Consider the following 16,471-nt stretch of genomic DNA (forward strand, 5'->3'; position numbering starts at 1 on the left):
CGGAGCACGGATGGGTAGGAAATATCTAAAGGAAGCCAGACTGTACTAACGAGAACGGAGCTTGCAGCATCCCCGAAAATCAAGGGGAATTCGATGGTAGCACAGGCCGGAGGGGCGCGCAGTTCAGGGTCAAGCGGCATCGTCGAGACGAATGCGCAGCGATTTCAGGAAGCGTTCGTCTTGAGGACTGACTTTTAATTCGGGGCTAGCGCCGTTGGCGTTTACCAGGCTGGGGCCGAGTTTCTCAGAAGACTGTTCGTCTTCGTTTTTGCTGAAGCCGATGGTCGCTTCGAAGGCAAGAAAGATGTCGTAGCCGCTGGATTTGATCTGTCCGATGACGCTGGCGACTTCGTCAGAGTTGGCGAGGGACTGGTTCATGGCTTCGCCGAGTTGCTGGAAGAGCTGTTTAAGGTTCTCGTCCACTGTATTCACCTAGCTGCAGGGGCGATCCGCCCGGAATTTCCGCGCTTCAAAGGATTGGATGCAAATGGGAAAAGAAGGTTTTGGTTGTACCAGAGTAGTGGGACATTTTTGTTGGCTAAGGGGCGTAAAATCATAATTTGAGCGAAATGGAGCCAAACCGGAGCATTGGCGGGTCGATCGGGGCCGGACTAGGCCAGGTTGCCCGTCATGCGATGAACCCGAACAAGCGAGCCAAGGTACTGCGCGCGGCAGGTGCAGGTCTGGCGGCGACAGCGAACTCTGTCCGGCGGACGACGCACGTGTTGTGGCTGGAAGTCACCGGGTTCTTCTTCCTGGTGTTCGCGACGGTTTGCGGCGGGGCAGCGTACCGGGAGTATCAGCAAGTGCTGCTCGGGAAGACGGAGATGAACCGCGTGTACCTGGCGGGAGCTCTGGCGTTTATTTTCGCGTGGTTCGGCGTGAGTTCCTTTTGGAGGGCACGCCGACGATAGGGTTTTGTTTTGTATTCATAATTCATAACCAAGAGGGCCGCTCAAATGGCCGCAACAACTGAAGTGCCAGTCGAAAAGAAAAAGCCATCCATTCCTGACGCAAAAACTACCTCAAACATTCCCATCAAATTGGTTTACGGTCCTGCCGATCTGGAGTCGCAGAATTACGACGCGGAACTCGGGCAGCCGGGACAATTTCCTTACACACGCGGCGTACAGCCGACGATGTATCGTGGGCGGCTATGGACCATGCGGCAGTACGCCGGCATGGGCGACGCCGAGGCTTCCAACCAGCGCTACAAGTACCTGCTGAGCCAGGGGACATCCGGACTCAGCGTGGCGTTCGATCTTCCGACACAGATCGGCTATGACTCCGACAATCAGTTTGCGCTCGGCGAAGTGGGCAAAGTCGGCGTGGCGATTGACTCCATTGAAGACATGGAGCGGTTGTTCAATGGCATTGATCTTGAGAAGGTTTCTACGTCGATGACGATCAACTCGACGGCGACGATTTTGTTGTCGTTGTATATCGCGGTCGCGAAGCGCAACGGCGCTGACATGAAGAAGCTCTGCGGCACGGTGCAGAACGACATCCTGAAGGAATACATTGCGCGCGGAACGTATATCTATCCGCCGAAGCAGGGAATGCGGTTGATTACGGACCTGTTTGCCTTCTGCAACGACAACGTGCCGGAGTGGAACACGATTTCGATTTCCGGCTACCACATGCGGGAAGCCGGTTCGACGGCGGTGCAGGAAGTGGCATTCACACTGGCCGATGGCATTACGTATGTCGAAGCGGCGCGCAAATCAGGCTTAGATGTGGACAAGTTTGGGCCGCGGCTGTCGTTCTTCTTCTCTTGCGATCGCAATTTCCTGGAAGAGGTAGCGAAGTTCCGGGCAGCACGTCGGATGTGGGCGAAGATCATGCGCGATCGCTTTGGAGCAAAGAATCCGAAGGCCATGATGCTGCGGTTCCATACGCAGACGGCGGGATCGTCGCTGACGGCACAGCAGCCGGAAGTGAACATTGTGCGTACGGCGATCCAGGCGTTGGCGGCGGTGCTGGGTGGAACGCAGTCTCTGCACACGAACTCGTTCGACGAAGCGCTGGCGTTGCCGACGGAGAACTCGGCGCGCATCGCGCTACGCACGCAGCAAGTGATCGCGTATGAGAGCGGCGTGCCTCAGACGGTAGATCCGCTGGCGGGTTCGTACTACATCGAGTCGCTGACGAACGAGATCGAGACGCGGGCGACGGAGTATCTCGGGAAAGTGGATGCGATTGGCGGGATGCTTAAGGCGATCGAGAAGGGATACGTGCAGCAGGAGATCCAGAACTCGGCGTATGAGTTCCAGCAGAGCATCGATCACAAGGAAGCAGTGCTGGTGGGCGTCAACAAGTTCCAGGTGGATGAACACAAGGAGATTCCGCTGCAGGTGATTGATCCGTCGCTGGAGCCGAAGCAGGTGGAGCGGTTGAAGGCGCTGCGTGTGCGTCGCGATAAGGCTGCCTGGTATAGCGCGCTGCAAGGCGTCGAGGATGCGGCGAGGAATGGAAGTAACGTAATGCCGCAGATTATCAACGCGGTGGAGAAGTATGCGACCGTGGGTGAGATTGCGGACACGCTGCGGAAAGTGTTTGGGGAGTATAAGGAAGCGGTGGTGATTTAGGGGCTGTGTGAGCCCTGAAGAAACAGCAGATCCTTCGTCGCTGCGCTCCTCTGGATGACAAGAGAGCGTAGTGGTGAAGTGAGCGCTTTGCAGGCTCACGCTACGCAATAAAACCTAGGAAAAAAAGGAGCGCGGCTTTCGGGCCGCGCTTTATTTGCTGCATGCGGAGAGATTGGTTCTTGCGTATCCACCCTCCCTTCTGGAAGGGTGGGGCACCCACAGTTTCTTATTCGTCTTGTTTCCAGAGGCTGCGCGGTGGATCTTCGGGTTCTTCGGAGAACACGGGTTCATCCTGGAGGCCGAGGAAGCCGGAGGGTTGTGTGCCGACTTCTTTAATTTCGTGATCCTGGGTGTGCTTCTTGCGTTTTTTGGAAGTGCGCACCGGTTCGGTTTCAGCGTCGTCGGTGACGCTGATCATGAGGACTTGTTCATCGCTGGAGGGCATCATGATGCCGCAGCGATGCGAATGACGAATGGCGTCGATGAGGGCCGGGTTAATCTTGCTCGAATGCGGGTGTACATCGCGGAGTTCTACGCGGTGCACTCCGACCGCCTGCGCGAGGCGAGCGGCCACTTCAGCGTCGTAAGTAACAAATCGGGTCATGCGTCATCTCCGGGACGAGAGTTTTACGCATTAGCAACTGGAGAGCCTAAGAGCACGTGCTTTGCCACCCGGTGGTACATAGGAAATCAAGCACTTACGGACGCGTCCACAAGTAACGAGTGGGAGTTTTTTACATCGTTCGGGTCGCCGGGGAAACTTCCACAGTTGATGAGAATGGAGGCGATTCGGTCCGAGGTGTGGCCGTCCCAAAGTGGCGGAATGGACCCACACTTTTTGTTACCGGCGATGACTTTGCGCGCTTCGGATTCCATGCGATGGAAATCAGAACCGACAAGAAGGTTGGTGCCGAGCGTGACGGTCACGGGTCGCTCGGTGTTTTCGCGAACTGTCAGGCAGGGAATGCCGAGATACGTGGTTTCTTCCTGGATGCCGCCGGAGTCGGTGATGACCAGTGCGGCGCGTTGCTGGAGGGAGAGAAAGTCAATGTACGGGAGTGGCTCGAGTATCTGGAGATGATGAAGGTTGATGCTGAACTCCTGCATGTGTTGCAAGGTTCGAGGATGAACGGGGAAGAGCAGCGGGAGATCTTCTGCGATGCGATCGAGGGCGAAGAGCAACGGTGCGAGATGGGAGATGTCGTCCACGTTAGATGGACGATGAAGCGTGACGAGGCCGAACTTTATGAGATTGAATTTTGCGGCGAGGTCGGCGAAGCGAAGTTCTGCGAGGGGAAGAAGGCGCACCAGGGTGTCGATCATGATGTTACCGACGAAGTGGACTTTGTTGTCGGGAATGCCTTCGCGATGCAGGTTCTCATCGCCATCGAGTGAGGGCGTGAAAAGGACGTCGGCGAGTTGATCGGTGACGAGGCGATTGATTTCCTCGGGCATGGAGCGGTCGAAAGAGCGTAAGCCGGCTTCGACGTGGATGAGCTTGATGCCAAGTTTCGCGCAGACGAGGGCGACCGCGACCGTGGAATTGATGTCGCCGTAAACGATGACAGCGTCAGGACGTTGGTTGAGAAGCACGGGCTCGACGCGGCTCATGATGGCGGCGGTTTGTTGCGCGTGGCTGCCGCTCCCGACCTGCAGATTGACGTCGGGCTTGCGAATGCCTAGCTGATCGAAGAAGACCGTCGACATGTTGCGGTCGTAGTGCTGACCGGAGTGAACGAGAGTTTGACGGGAGCCGCGCTGTTCGAGGGCGCGAATCAGCGGAGCTGCTTTCATAAAGTTGGGACGCGCACCCACTACGTGCAGGAAGTGCATGATGCAAGGGGCCTCAGATCGAACGTATCTGAGTGCAGAGGCGGCGGGTATCCCACAAGGGCTCGCTGCGTTTTCCCATTTCGGGCAAAGATTCGCAGAACTTCGGCCTATTCAGAGAGCATGGTGGACTTCATGGTGATGGCGCCGACACACCAGAGGAGAGCGTCTTCGAGACGCTCGCGGCTGCCTTCATCGCGCAGGAATTCGCCGTACATGTGGGTACGCTGGAGGTGCGCCATGAGATCGCTGAGGGCTTCCTGATAGAGCGGGGGCATGCTGAGACGGGTAGCTCGCACGAGGTCGTCAACGACTTCGAGGCAGTCCACGATGATTTTGTCGGAATCTTCGGATTCGGCGTTGATGAGGTACATGGTCTGGGCGATGTCACAGAGCATGTCGAGGTCTTCGGGGACTTCGCCGAGGGCTTGCATGCTGGGATCGCCGATTTCGAGGGCCCGCTGCGAGAGTTCCGGGCGGGTGAAGAAGACGACGCGGTCACCGACGGTAGTGATAGGGCGCTCGTTGTCGCCGCCGAAGGCGAAGAGGGTGTAGAACTGCGGGCCCTCGGAGTCGGGATCGAGGCGAAAGCCGACGAGGTAGAGGTCTTCGGCCGAAGGCGTTTGGTTCAGGATTGGGAAATCGTTCATTCCGAAATTGGAAGCCTATCCTAACATCCTGCGGGAGAGGCCAGTTCTTTTTCCGTGGCCCATCCCAAGTTGCTACAATGCCCGCAAGTCTATCGAGTGATTGAACTTTTCGTCCCATGACTACGTAGACCTGAGCATGGGATTTGGGGCAAGTGGCATCGCCCTTGTAGAAGTCGGCAGGAACTTCACGGAGCGGCGGTTGGACGAAAACCAGGCACTAGCTTTATCAGTGCGGCGCTGTGTGGCCGGAGATACGGCTGCCTGGGAGGATATCGTCCGGCAGACGAACCGGAGGATTTACAACCTCTGCTACCGGTTTTCCGGCTCTCCTGATGACGCGCAAGACCTTACCCAGGAAGTATTTATCAAGATTTACCGGACGCTGGGGAGCTTCGACTCCGGCAAGGCGTCATTCGTTACGTGGGTAACGACGGTGACCCGGAACCTGCTGGTAGACCATTTCCGTAAAGGCAAATACGACCGCATGACCGACTCGCTCGACGCCCCGATGGGCGACGAAGAGGACGGCCTGGCGCTGGGTTCGCAGATCGCGGACAAGGGGCAGACCCCGGACGAGCGGCTGGAGTCCCGGGAGACCAAGGAACTGGTACACAAGGCTTTACAAAAGCTGTCGCCAGAGCTTCGGGAAGCCGTCATCCTGAGGGATTTGCAGGACATGGATTACAAGGAAATCTCGCAGATTTTGAAGATTCCGGAAGGCACCGTGAAATCGCGAATTAATCGCGGGCGGACGGAACTTGCAAGGCTATTGCAACGTAGTAATAGGCAGGTTGGCGAGTAAATTGCCAATCGGCCGGAAGGAATAGAGAGCTGCCATGAACGGCAACGGAAAATTCGAGATGCAGTGCACGGACTTCGATGCGCTGCTGACGGACGCTCTCGACGGGCTTTTGGAAGGCGAGCGACGGGCACGGTTTGACCGCCACAAGGCGGAGTGCTCAGCGTGCAGCCTGCTATTCCAGGAGACCAAGTCCGGATTTGACTGGCTGCACACGTTGGATGAGGTGGAGCCTCCCCTCAACCTCGTGCACAACGTGATCGCAGCTACTACGGTCGCCCAGGTCATGGGAGTCACGGATGTCGCACCGCGCAAGAGCTGGCTGGAGCGCATGAAGGAAGCGTTCCTGCCGAAGTTTGCGCCGGTGATGACGCCCCGTTTCGCGATGTCGTTCGGGATGGCGTTCTTCTCCATCTCGATGTTGATGAGCGTAGCGGGCGTGAAACCTGGTGATCTGCGCCATATGGACTTAACGCCGAAAGGCATTCGCAAGACGTATTACGAGACGCAGGCCCGCGCAACGCGCTACTACGAAAACATCCGGCTGGTTTATCAGATGGAAGCTTTCGGACGGCAGTTGAAAAAGGCCGCGACGACGCCCGCTGACCAGAAGCAACCGTCCAAACCCGATGTCAACGAGAACCGGAGCCAGGACAAGGACAAGCGGGAACAGAATTACAGCCGGCAAGGCCAGAACGAGATTCTGGCCCAAATAGACCGGTGCCGTGTGAGTCTGCACGGCTAGTTGAAGTGGTAGTGACTGGGGAATTCGGGGAGAGGAGAAACACCATGAACTGCGCCAAACATCCAGAAGTTACCGCCTCGGCGTTTTGCCGAACTTGCGGCAAGGCGCTCTGTTCCACCTGCGCGCGCGATGTACGCGGCGTTGTCTATTGCGAGGAGTGCCTCGCTAGCCGGCTGCACGATACCGTGCCGCCGAATGCGCCGCCTTACGCCACAGTACCCCCGATCGCCACGCCGGTCATAGTCCGCCAGGGAGGCAGCCCCGGTTTGGCTGCACTGCTCTCGCTGATCCCCGGTGTGGGCCAGATGTACAACGAGCAATACGCGAAGGGATTGGTCTTCGTGCTGATCTTCGCGGCACTGATCCAGTTGACCGACCACGTGAGCGGTATGTTCGGTCTGCTGATCGGCGGCTTCTACATTTACCAGATCATTGACGCTTACAAGACGGCCGAGGCCCGGCGCTTCGGATTGCCGTTACCGGATCCGTTCGGACTCAACGACATGCTCGGCGCCAAGAACAAGCCGGCGTATGCGAACCCTCCTGCTGCATTCGTGCAGACGACCGGTGATCCGGTCACGGGAGTAGGGCCGCAAATGGTGGCGGTGGAAGAGGAGCCGGAGAAGGTCGGGGCACCGATGGGTGCCATCATCCTGATCGGCCTGGGCGTGATCTTCCTGCTCAATACGTTCGACTGGTTCCATTTCGACTGGTTCGGCAAGACGTGGCCAATCCTGTTGATTGTCATCGGTGTGTGGATCTTCATTCGCCGCAGGGATGCGGCAGCGAGATAGGAGGGCATCATGTATCGCTACAACCGCAGATGTTCCTGCGCTCGTTGCAAAGCGCATGCCCTTATGGCTCCCGCGATCCTGGTGACAATGGGAGTTCTGTTCCTGCTATCGGAGTTTGGCGGATGGCGGGTGAACTTCGATCACACCTGGCCGATGGTTTTGATCGTTATCGGCGGCGTGATTCTCGCAAAGCGCAATGGTTCGATGGAAGGACATGTCGATCCGGCACAAGAATACGTGGTATTGCAGCAGGCGGCCGTGGTCGCGAATCCCGCGGCTATGACTCCGGCTCCCGACCAAGGCAACTCGGAGGTGCAAAATGGCTAGCACGGTAACTGCTCCTCCTCCAGCGCCTCCCATGCGTCCGCGGCGGCAGAAGTCTTACGCCGGCGCGGTAGTACTGATCCTCATCGGCGTGCTGGCCCTGCTGCAGAACTTCGGCATGATTTCGCTGCGGCACTTCTACGCCCGGTACTGGCCGCTGATCATCATCCTGATTGGTGCGATCAAGCTGGTCGAACACTTCCAGGCGAAGAAGGACAACGCGATTCCTGCGGGCGTCACGTTCGGAACGATCGTCCTGTTGTTCTTCGTGGTGGTGAGCGGTATCGCGATTTCGAAAGCCGAGGGCGTGAACTGGCACGAGCTCGGGCAAACGTTCGACATCAACGATGAAGACTTCAACCACATGGGGCAGAACAGTTACACCTATGAAGACCGGTTGGAGCAGGCGTTTCCCGCGAACGGCACTTTGAAGATCGTTTGCGATCACGGCAACATCAACGTGAACTCATCCGACGACGGCAAGATCCGGGTGATGGTCCACAAGAAGGTGTGGGCCAACAGCCAGAGCGATGCGGATGCGTCAAACAACAACGCGAAGCCGACGATCGAGATCAACGGCGGCGCGGTGGTGGTCAACGCGAACACGCAAGCCGGCGGTAAGCACGACATTGCGGCCGACATGGACATCTTCCTGCCGAAGAAGGCGGACGTCACGCTCAGCACGCGGCATGGGGACGTCAATATTGTGCAGCGTGAAGGGCTGATCACGGCTTCACATCAGCAAGGTGGCGCGAACTTCGAGGACATTACCGGCGACGTCAACGTGAGCGGCGAGAAGATCACCGTGCGCGCGACGCGGATCAAGGGCAACATCTCCGTGCAGGGACGCGTGACCGAGATGACGGCGGAAGACATCTCGGGAAATGCAACGCTGAACGGTGACAACTTCGAGGAAGTGCGGGTATCGAAGATCGGCAAGACGCTGACGTTCAAGTCGTACCGTACGGACCTGGAGTTCGCAGGCCTGGCGGGTGACTTCGACATGAGCTCTGACGATCTGCGGGCGAAGGACATCACCGGGCCGGTGCGGCTGATTACGCGGTCGAAGACGATCCACCTGGATGATGTGAGCGGCGATGTGCGGATCGAGAACTCGAACGGAGACGTGGAAGTCCACGCCGTGAAGCTCGGGAACTACGATGTGCGCAATCACCACGGCGATGTTACGGTGACGGTGCCGTCGAAGGCGGCGTTCAGCGTGGACGCGCGCACGCAGCACGGGGATGCGTCGAGTGACTTCGGGGAACTCAAGGTCTCGAACAACGACAACGAAGGCACGGTGAATGGCACGGTTGGAGGCGGCGGTTCCAAGCTCACGCTGACGACCGATGGTGCCGATGTGAATGTAAGAAAGAGCAGTTAGGAAGTTCTCTCTCCCCAATAGGTAGGGCCGGGCATTTGCCCGGCCTTTTTATTTGGTGTGCAAAATCTAGCTGGCGGCGGTGCGGGAGACCATGCTGGCCGGGACGGATTCGCCCTTCAGCAGGTATTGCGAATGGTGCGCCGGGCAAGAAGAGGTGAGGTCGGCTTTGACCTCGATCATGCGCGCTTCGATGTCCTCGGACTTGGCGAGGCCGGTAACACTCATCGCGTACACCTGGTGGCAGGTCGGACATTCCACGGTGCGTGGCTGATAGGTGCCAGAGCGGACGCGGCAAACAATTCCGTTGGCGACGAGGATGTTGTAAGTCTGCACGGAACTGATCGCGGTGCCGGAGGCTGAAATGAACTCGAACCAGACGTCGAAGTCGGCGGCGCCTTTGGTCAATTCCTGGATCTGCTTGGTGACGTTCATTTCCTCGACGTGGCCGGCCTGCACGATCTCGTTGTAAGTGGCGTGCGACTGCGCTTCGCCGGATTGCAGGTAGAGCGAGTGCAGCATGATGTGAGCGTGGCCGAGGTTCGCGATCCAAAGCACCGCGTTGGGCCCATCCTGGCGCAGTCCGAAGGCGTAGCTGTCATCGGAGAGCGTCTTCAGGATGGCTTGGTTTGTGCGCGCCAATTGTTCATTGGATAGAACGTGTAACCAGGTGATGTACGCGAGGGCGCATACGGCGAGAAGTGAAACTCCGCCGGCGATGGCTGTCATCGGTGCGGGTTTCCAAATGGATAAACCTGCAACGACGGCGAGGATGACTGCGAGGGCAATGGCCGCATTCTTGATGCGGGCCCTGGAATCCTGCAGCACTTGGGAAGAACGGCTCGATGGCGCAGACATAGCGGATGGTGTTTTTATCACTACGTAATCGAGAGTACAAGTTACTTGAAGGGAGTTACTTCGAAGGGAACGGAGCGAGGCGAGGTTTCCTGCTGAAATTGAACCACTTAGGGAAGGGGAAAGGGCGGAGGCAAAACCAACGTGCCCGCCCTGTCCGCTTTGCGGATAAGGACGGGGCACCCTGGGGATTATGCTGCGGGATTTTTCTTCTTCTTTTCGTCGTCGCCGTAGATGCGTTCGGCTTCCTTACGGTCTTCTTCGACTTGTTCCGGGTCTGGAATTTCGAATTCCGGATCGTAGCCTTCGCGGTTTTTATCGGGCTGAGGGTTGTGTTGGTTTGACATGAAACACCTCCTTGCAGCAGTTGGGATGCTCGGCTTCGGGCAGGAGATTCGCAGAAACCTGATTTTCACAAGCGAGCGATACGAAGGGAGTAGGATAACTATCTTTATCGGCCCAGGGCCTTTGAACGTATGCCAACCTTCGCCGCTGTCGATATTGGATCGAACTCCGTCCGGCTCAAGATAGCTGCTCTCAACCGTCGGCGACTGGAAACCCTTTTTGAAGATCGGGAAGTGACGCGCCTGGGCGAGTCTGTGTTCCGCGCCGGATTGCTGGATCCGCGCGCGATGGAACAGACCGTAAAGGTGCTGCGGCGCTTTCATCGCGCGGTGCAGCAGCACGGGGCAGATCGCGTCCGAGTGGTGGCAACGAGCGCGCTACGCGATGCGCGCAACGGCAACGCGTTCCTGCAGTGGGTGCGGGCATCGACTGGCTGGCAGTGTGAGGTGATCTCGGGGCTGGAAGAAGGCCGCCTGATTCACCTTGGCGTGATGGCCGGAAGTCGGATTAAGAGCTCGCCGATGCTGCTGATTGACCTTGGCGGCGGCAGTTGCGAATTGACCATCTCGGTGAAGGAGCAGATCGAGAAAATCGTCAGCTTGCCCCTGGGTGCGGTGCGGCTCACAAAGCAGTTTCTCGAGCACGATCCGCCGAAGAAGAAAGAGCTAAAGGAACTGCGGGCGTTCATCGCAGAGGAGATCGGGCGCGTCGCGAAGCAAATGTTGCAGGCGAAGGTAAAAATGACGGTAGCAACATCGGGCACGCCCGCGGCGCTCTCCGACATGTGGGCAGCGCGCGAACGCAAGCATACGACCACCGTTCCGCGGGCTGGACTGCTGGAGTTGACGCACGAGTTGAGTCGCATGACGCTGGCGCAGCGCCGGACGGTCCAGGGAGTTGGCACTCGACGAGCGGAGATCATCATTGCCGGCGCGGTTGTCTTCTCGGAGTTGCTGACGCACTTGAAGCTGGGAAGCTTTCGATATCTGCCCCTGGGATTGCGCGATGGGATGCTGGCGCAGATGGCGGCGGAGCACGACCAGCGCGCCGATCTCCGGACGCGGTTGGTGGCAGAGCGAGAGAAGTCGGTGTATGACCTTGGCACGCATTTTGGAGTTGATCATCGGCATGCCGAACGCGTGCGCGATCATGCGGTGCGGTTGTTCCAGGCGTTGAAACCGGTGCATGGATTGCCCTCGCAGTACGAGCAGTGGGTGGCGGCAGCGTCCATGCTGGCCGAGGTGGGATCGTTCATCAATCGCTCAGGACGACATCGGCATACTTACTACGTGATCTCGAATTCGGAAATTTTCGGTTACACGGTGCAGCAGCGCAGGGTCATCGCGGCGATCGCGCGGTTCGTGGGCGGTTCGAAGCCGACACTGCAGAGCCGGCAACTCCGGGTGCTGTCGCCACAAGACCGGCCTTTGATTCCGCGGGCGGTGCTGCTGTTGAGAATGGCCCGCGCGCTGGAACAGGGACGTCGTGGGGCAGTGAAGGGAATCAAGGCGCGAGTGGAAGCGGATCGCGTGCTGCTGGCAGTGGATGAGCGGTCCACGGGCGCGGAACTGGAGATCTGGGCGCTGCGCAAAGAGCGCGCTTACTTCCGCGAAGTTTTTGGCAGGGATTTGCTGTGCGCGGAACCGTAGAGAGCGCGCGCGAGCTTCGGTGTAATCATCCAGTTCAAGACGGAACGCTTGGGGCTGAAGTCCACACGAGCGACGCTGCCTTTTTTCAATTCAATCGATTTGCGTGAGCCGCCGTTGGTGACGACCTGGCTGACGAACTCGGTCAGATTGGGATTGTGGCCGACAACCATGATGGCTTCGTGTTTTGCGCAGGCATTGAGGAGCGCGCGGAAGTCCTCGAAGGTTGCGGAAGGCCGGAGGGAGTCGCTGATCTGGAGGCGGGCGTCGAAGCCAATTTCGTTGCCCACGAGCGATGCGGTCTGGGTGGCGCGCTTCAACGGGCTGGTGATGACCTGGTCCACCTGGACATCGAGGGCGGAGAGCAGTGCGCCGACGTAACGGCACTGGAGAACGCCGTCTTTATCGAGTGGGCGCTTTTCGTCTTTGATGGGATCGGCGCGCTTTTCGCCGGCGTTCGCATGACGCATGAAGTAGATGATCATTCTCGTTTACCTGGCGCGGGCGCGGCTGCGAGTTCGCCGAACCGGTTTATGCTCGGGCACCGTCGGAATTGCGTCAATGCTCTTTTTCCCTTCTGCGACCGCGATCAGGAAGTCTTGCGCGCTGAAGGGTTGAACATTCTTTCCGCGCGGATGGTGGAAAGCATAGCTGCCGTCGGCGTGGAGCACGCGAGCCTTCGAAGTATCCGCCAAGTATGGCGCAAGAATCTCCTGGCGCACCCTATCTTTGAGCAACGCGTCGCGTAACGGGAAAAGTGTTTCGACGCGCTCGTAGAGGTTGCGCGGCATCCAGTCGGCGCTGCCGAGATAGATTTCGTTGTTGCCACCATTCTCGAAGTAGAAGATGCGGCTGTGTTCGAGGAAGCGGCCTACGATGCTGCGGACGCGAATGTTGTCGCTCAGTCCGCGGACGCCAGGGCGCAACGTGCAGATGCCACGCACGATCAAATCAATTTGTACGCCGGCACGCGACGCTTCGTAGAGCTCCTGGATGACGTCTTTATCGAGGAGCGAATTCATCTTGGCGATGATGCGGGCGGGCTTTTTCTCGCGGGCGTAATCGGCTTCGCGGCGAATGAGACCGGCAATACGCTCGGCCATTTCAAGCGGAGCGACGAGCAGCGGTTCGTAACTGGATTGCTCGGAGTACGCCGTGAGGAAATTGAAGACACGGTGCACGGCGGCAGTGATTTCTTCGCTCGCTGTCATCAAGCTGACGTCGGTGTAGAACTGCGCTGTGATCGAGTTGTAGTTGCCGGTACCGAGGTGCGCATAGCGGCGAATGACGCCGTCGGGATCTTTGCGAGCGATGAGCGCGAGCTTGCAATGTGTCTTGAGGCCAACGAGACCGTGGAAGACCTGGACACCGGCGTCTTCAAGGGTGCGGGCCCAGCGGATGTTGGAGGCTTCATCGAAGCGGGCCTTCACCTCGATGACGGTGGTGACTTCTTTACTCTGGGCAGCTTCGACGAGGGCGTCGATGATCGGCGACTTCTCGTTGGTTCGGTAGAGTGTCTGCTTGATCGAGAGCACGCGCGGGTCTTCCGCTGCGGCTTCGATGAAGGAAACAACCGGTGTATAGGAATCGAACGGGTGATGCAGTAGGACGTCGCGCTGGCGGATGGCCTCGAAGACGTCGTTGGAGCCTTTGGGCAATGCCCATTCGCGGGCAACGAACGGCTTGAACTTTAGATCGGGCCGGTCGGTCTCGCTGTAGAGGTGCGAGAGACGCGAGAGATTCACCGGGCCGTGGGCCTTGAAGATCTGCCATTCATCGAGTTCAAATATCTCGCGAAGGCGCTGAGTGATCTCTTCGCCGGCGTCGGCTTCGATTTCGAGGCGGACGGCGTCACCGCGCCGGCGATTGTGCAGTTCGGTGCGGACGGATTCAAGGAGATTGCGGGTATCTTCTTCCTGCACGTAGAGGTTGCTGTTGCGCGTGATGCGGAACGCACCCTGGGCAACGATGTCGTACCCGCGGTAGAGCCTGGCAGTGTGAAGGGCAACGAGATCGGCGAGGGAGATGTAGTCGTCAGTTGCACCCTGACTGGGAAGTTTGATCAGGCGCGGTAGCGCGCGCGGCACGGTAACGACGCCCATGTAGGACTCGGCGGCGCGACGACGGCGGCGTAACAGGAGCGCCTGGCAGAGCGCTTTGTTGATGACGCGCGGGAACGGATGCGCGGGATCGACGGTCACGGGTGTAAGTAGGGGATCGAGTTCCTGAAGGCAATAGTGCTCTACGAATTCGCGGGCCGGGCCATCGAGTTCCTCTAAGGAGAGCACCCGGACGCCATGCTCCGCGAGTTGCGGGCGCAGCGCCTGGTTCCAGCACCGATATTGGCCGGCGCCGAATTCCTGAAGTACGCCGGCGAGGCGGTCGCGCTCCATCGCGGGCGTGAGGCCATCGGGGGCGGAATCGGCATAGCCGTCTTCAATCCGCTGCAGCAAGCTGGCAACGCGAATCTCAAAGAACTCGTCGAGGTTGCTGGCGGTAATGGCGAGAAACTTTACCCGCTCCAGCAGGGGATTGTTCGCGTCTTCAGCTTCTTCGAGAACGCGAGAATTGAACTGGAGCCACGAGAGTTCGCGGTTCAGGTAGTTCGTCGATCTTGCCAGGGATGTGCTCACAGGTGGCGGGATTCTACGGGTTCATTATTACGTTTTCGTGAACAGGGGACAAGTTGGGGCGAATTGAGTTCTGGAATGCCCGGATATTGCCATTCACTATGCGGAATTTCACCTGTTAGGAGTTACAGCTTACGACGACCTAAGGATGGTAAGCTCCCGAATCAGAAAGCACTAGGACGTTCGTACTTTCTCGTGAGTCTCTCGATGTACTAAACTGACCTCCACTAATTTGCCAGTACGTTTGGTATCCCCTCGGAGGCCCATCTTGCGTTTTCAGAAGCCCCTGTTTCTGCTCGCAATTCTCTCTTTATCTCTTTTCGCGTCAGCAGCCCAGAAGGGGCATGACGCAACGCTTACGGTTGGCGTCCAGGGTGGTTCAGGCGTGGCCGCTTCGGACATTTCCGTGACCCTCGGGGGGAAAGGCGCCGCCCTTGTAGCGGCTCCGGTACCGAAGAGCCTGATAGTTCCGGATCTGCAACTGGATCAATACACTACAGAGCTGCCGGAGGCGGTCCAGAGCCCGATTATTTTCGTCTTCGATGCGATGGATACGAGAGAGATCGAAGAACGCGACATGCGGAAGCATGTGCTGAAATTCATGGCCGATGCTGCGGCGAAGAAGCAGGCGGTGGGGCTGGTGATGATGTATCGCGACGGCGTTTTCGCGATCCATGACTATCGCATGGGATCGGCGGTGCTGGCGGCGGCCCTGGCGAAGGCCAATGGTGGATCCGCTCCGAGTGTTCCCGGTGCCGAGCAACGAGTTGCAATTGAAGCGAAGCTGCTGGCAGAGTTCGCTAAAGGCACATATTCAACCCAGGCGAGCGACAACACCGTACTCTTGACGACGCTGGATGCGCCGGTCCTGATGATGCAGGAAGTGGGAGCAGCACTGCGCGACCTTCCGGGACGCAAGGCGATTGTATGGGTCACGGCAGGTGTGCCGTTCGAGATCGAAGAACGCGATCACAGCCTCACGACCCACCTCGAACTGAATAGCGGCGTGGCTGTGAACGGCGCTTCGGTGACGAGCACAAAGCGCACGGCAACCGACGACCAGATCCGAAAACTACAACCGATGTGGAGAGCGACGCTCAACAACCTTTGGGATTCCGGTACCGCGGTTTACCCGGTTGAAGCTCGCAGCAATTTTTCTCCACCGGCGGGGCGCGTTTATACGTCCACGATGACCCAGGTTGCCGAAATGACGGGCGGCAAGGCTTTCTACGGGAGCAACGATCCTTCCTCCTTTTTCAACTCGATCGTGAGCGACAATGCGAATTCGATCCGGGTCGCATTTCCAATCGAAGGTTCGAACGACAATTGGCAGAAGTTGAATGTGACTTCGCCGAAGGGAAAAGTCTTTGCGCCCACCGGGATGTTCGTACCGCCGGACCGCAGCGCCGACGATCTTCGCAAGAACGCGATCAGCACAGCACTGAATTCACGCTTTGGTTTCGGGGGAATGCCGTTCCGATTGACGCTAGGCGACCAGGGGGCGAGCGGGGCCAAGAAGACGGTGAACTTCGTCGTATTCCTGCCTCCGAATGCGGGCTTTGTGGATGAGAAAACCGGCGAGATCAACCTGGACATCGCAGCCGTTGCGTATGGCAAGAAAAGCGAGAAGGCCGGGACGATGGCGGCAGCGGTAGCGACGAAAGTGCCGACCGAAGCGGTGAAACAGATCGGCGAGATGGGGTCCAAACTCTCGCAGAAAATTGATCTGCCGCCCGGGGATTACACGTTGCGCGTTGTGGTTCGCGACAATCTGAATGGACGTGTCGGCTCGATTGAGGCTCGCGTAGAAGTAAAGTAAACCGGGCGCTTGTGGCTGGCACAAAAGGGAGTTTGACAAATCTTTTTGGGCTTCTAAAATCAGCA

The 16,471-nt window shown here is 58.2% G+C and carries 17 protein-coding genes; 9 read left to right on the top strand and 8 right to left on the bottom strand.

Going from position 1 to position 16,471, the window contains the following annotated elements; genetic code table 11:
* Nucleotides 1–129: 129 nt before the first annotated feature.
* Nucleotides 130–423: a hypothetical protein gene (locus tag ACID345_RS05240; protein ID WP_011521826.1), complete on the bottom strand. Its 294-nt coding sequence runs from the start codon at nucleotides 421–423 to the stop codon at nucleotides 130–132.
* A 146-nt stretch (nucleotides 424–569) separates the two neighbouring features.
* Between ACID345_RS05240 and ACID345_RS05245 the strand changes: the two genes are divergently transcribed.
* A complete protein-coding gene (locus tag ACID345_RS05245) occupies nucleotides 570–914 on the top strand; it encodes a hypothetical protein (RefSeq protein ID WP_011521827.1) in 345 nt (114 codons plus the stop codon).
* Nucleotides 915–959: 45 nt separating this feature from the next.
* Nucleotides 960–2,588 (top strand): acyl-CoA mutase large subunit family protein, encoded by a 1,629-nt coding sequence (locus tag ACID345_RS05250; RefSeq protein WP_011521828.1) that lies wholly within the window; start codon nucleotides 960–962, stop codon nucleotides 2,586–2,588.
* A gap of 226 nt (nucleotides 2,589–2,814) precedes the next feature.
* Here ACID345_RS05250 and ACID345_RS05255 read toward each other — a convergent pair whose 3' ends face one another.
* The 3 genes from ACID345_RS05255 to ACID345_RS05265 all read right to left on the bottom strand — a co-directional run bounded on the left by ACID345_RS05255 (nucleotide 2,815) and on the right by ACID345_RS05265 (nucleotide 5,068).
* Complete coding sequence (locus tag ACID345_RS05255) at nucleotides 2,815–3,192, bottom strand: hypothetical protein (protein ID WP_011521829.1); 378 nt, start codon at nucleotides 3,190–3,192, stop codon at nucleotides 2,815–2,817.
* Nucleotides 3,193–3,278: 86 nt separating this feature from the next.
* Entirely contained in the window at nucleotides 3,279–4,421 is a 1,143-nt protein-coding gene (gene wecB / locus ACID345_RS05260) for a non-hydrolyzing UDP-N-acetylglucosamine 2-epimerase (RefSeq protein ID WP_011521830.1), read from the bottom strand.
* A gap of 107 nt (nucleotides 4,422–4,528) precedes the next feature.
* Nucleotides 4,529–5,068, bottom strand: a complete 540-nt coding sequence (locus ACID345_RS05265) for a hypothetical protein (RefSeq protein WP_011521831.1) — start codon at nucleotides 5,066–5,068, stop codon at nucleotides 4,529–4,531.
* A 136-nt stretch (nucleotides 5,069–5,204) separates the two neighbouring features.
* Here ACID345_RS05265 and ACID345_RS05270 point away from each other — a divergent pair, with 136 nt between their 5' ends.
* The 5 genes from ACID345_RS05270 (at nucleotide 5,205) to ACID345_RS05290 (ending at nucleotide 9,114) form a co-directional block, all read left to right on the top strand.
* Nucleotides 5,205–5,870: an RNA polymerase sigma factor gene (locus tag ACID345_RS05270; protein WP_083763676.1), complete on the top strand. Its 666-nt coding sequence runs from the start codon at nucleotides 5,205–5,207 to the stop codon at nucleotides 5,868–5,870.
* A gap of 34 nt (nucleotides 5,871–5,904) precedes the next feature.
* The gene (locus ACID345_RS05275) at nucleotides 5,905–6,612 is read left to right on the top strand and encodes an anti-sigma factor family protein (protein ID WP_011521833.1); all 708 of its coding nucleotides are present in this window, start codon (nucleotides 5,905–5,907) and stop codon (nucleotides 6,610–6,612) included.
* 44 nt (nucleotides 6,613–6,656) lie between these two features.
* On the top strand, nucleotides 6,657–7,406 hold the full coding sequence (locus ACID345_RS25145) for a LiaI-LiaF-like domain-containing protein (RefSeq protein ID WP_011521834.1): 750 nt from the start codon (nucleotides 6,657–6,659) through the stop codon (nucleotides 7,404–7,406).
* A gap of 63 nt (nucleotides 7,407–7,469) precedes the next feature.
* The gene (locus ACID345_RS05285) at nucleotides 7,470–7,733 is read left to right on the top strand and encodes a LiaI-LiaF-like domain-containing protein (RefSeq protein WP_041855464.1); all 264 of its coding nucleotides are present in this window, start codon (nucleotides 7,470–7,472) and stop codon (nucleotides 7,731–7,733) included.
* Nucleotides 7,726–9,114 (top strand): DUF4097 family beta strand repeat-containing protein, encoded by a 1,389-nt coding sequence (locus ACID345_RS05290; protein ID WP_011521836.1) that lies wholly within the window; start codon nucleotides 7,726–7,728, stop codon nucleotides 9,112–9,114. The genes ACID345_RS05285 and ACID345_RS05290 overlap by 8 nt, the downstream gene beginning before the upstream one ends.
* A 66-nt stretch (nucleotides 9,115–9,180) precedes the next feature.
* On the opposite strand, the gene ACID345_RS05295 is transcribed toward ACID345_RS05290, so the two are convergent.
* A complete protein-coding gene (locus ACID345_RS05295; RefSeq protein ID WP_011521837.1) occupies nucleotides 9,181–9,969 on the bottom strand; it encodes a hypothetical protein in 789 nt (262 codons plus the stop codon).
* 188 nt (nucleotides 9,970–10,157) lie between these two features.
* Nucleotides 10,158–10,313, bottom strand: coding sequence for a hypothetical protein (locus ACID345_RS26825; protein ID WP_187148945.1), 156 nt, complete (start codon nucleotides 10,311–10,313; stop codon nucleotides 10,158–10,160).
* Nucleotides 10,314–10,442: 129 nt separating this feature from the next.
* Between ACID345_RS26825 and ppx the strand changes: the two genes are divergently transcribed.
* Nucleotides 10,443–11,960, top strand: a complete 1,518-nt coding sequence (ppx, locus tag ACID345_RS05300; RefSeq protein WP_011521838.1) for an exopolyphosphatase — start codon at nucleotides 10,443–10,445, stop codon at nucleotides 11,958–11,960.
* On the opposite strand, the gene sixA is transcribed toward ppx, so the two are convergent.
* Together sixA and ppk1 are read right to left on the bottom strand one after the other, a co-directional pair.
* Nucleotides 11,912–12,442, bottom strand: coding sequence for a phosphohistidine phosphatase SixA (gene sixA, locus ACID345_RS05305; protein ID WP_011521839.1), 531 nt, complete (start codon nucleotides 12,440–12,442; stop codon nucleotides 11,912–11,914). The genes ppx and sixA overlap by 49 nt on opposite strands.
* 6 nt (nucleotides 12,443–12,448) lie before the next feature.
* Complete coding sequence (ppk1, locus tag ACID345_RS05310; RefSeq protein ID WP_011521840.1) at nucleotides 12,449–14,590, bottom strand: polyphosphate kinase 1; 2,142 nt, start codon at nucleotides 14,588–14,590, stop codon at nucleotides 12,449–12,451.
* A 265-nt stretch (nucleotides 14,591–14,855) separates the two neighbouring features.
* On the opposite strand from ppk1, the gene ACID345_RS05315 reads away from it, so the two are divergent.
* Entirely contained in the window at nucleotides 14,856–16,406 is a 1,551-nt protein-coding gene (locus tag ACID345_RS05315; protein WP_011521841.1) for a hypothetical protein, read from the top strand.
* Nucleotides 16,407–16,471: the final 65 nt, after the last annotated feature.

This window comes from Candidatus Koribacter versatilis Ellin345, from assembly GCF_000014005.1.
Taxonomy (GTDB): Bacteria; Acidobacteriota; Terriglobia; order Terriglobales; family Acidobacteriaceae; genus Korobacter; species Korobacter versatilis_A.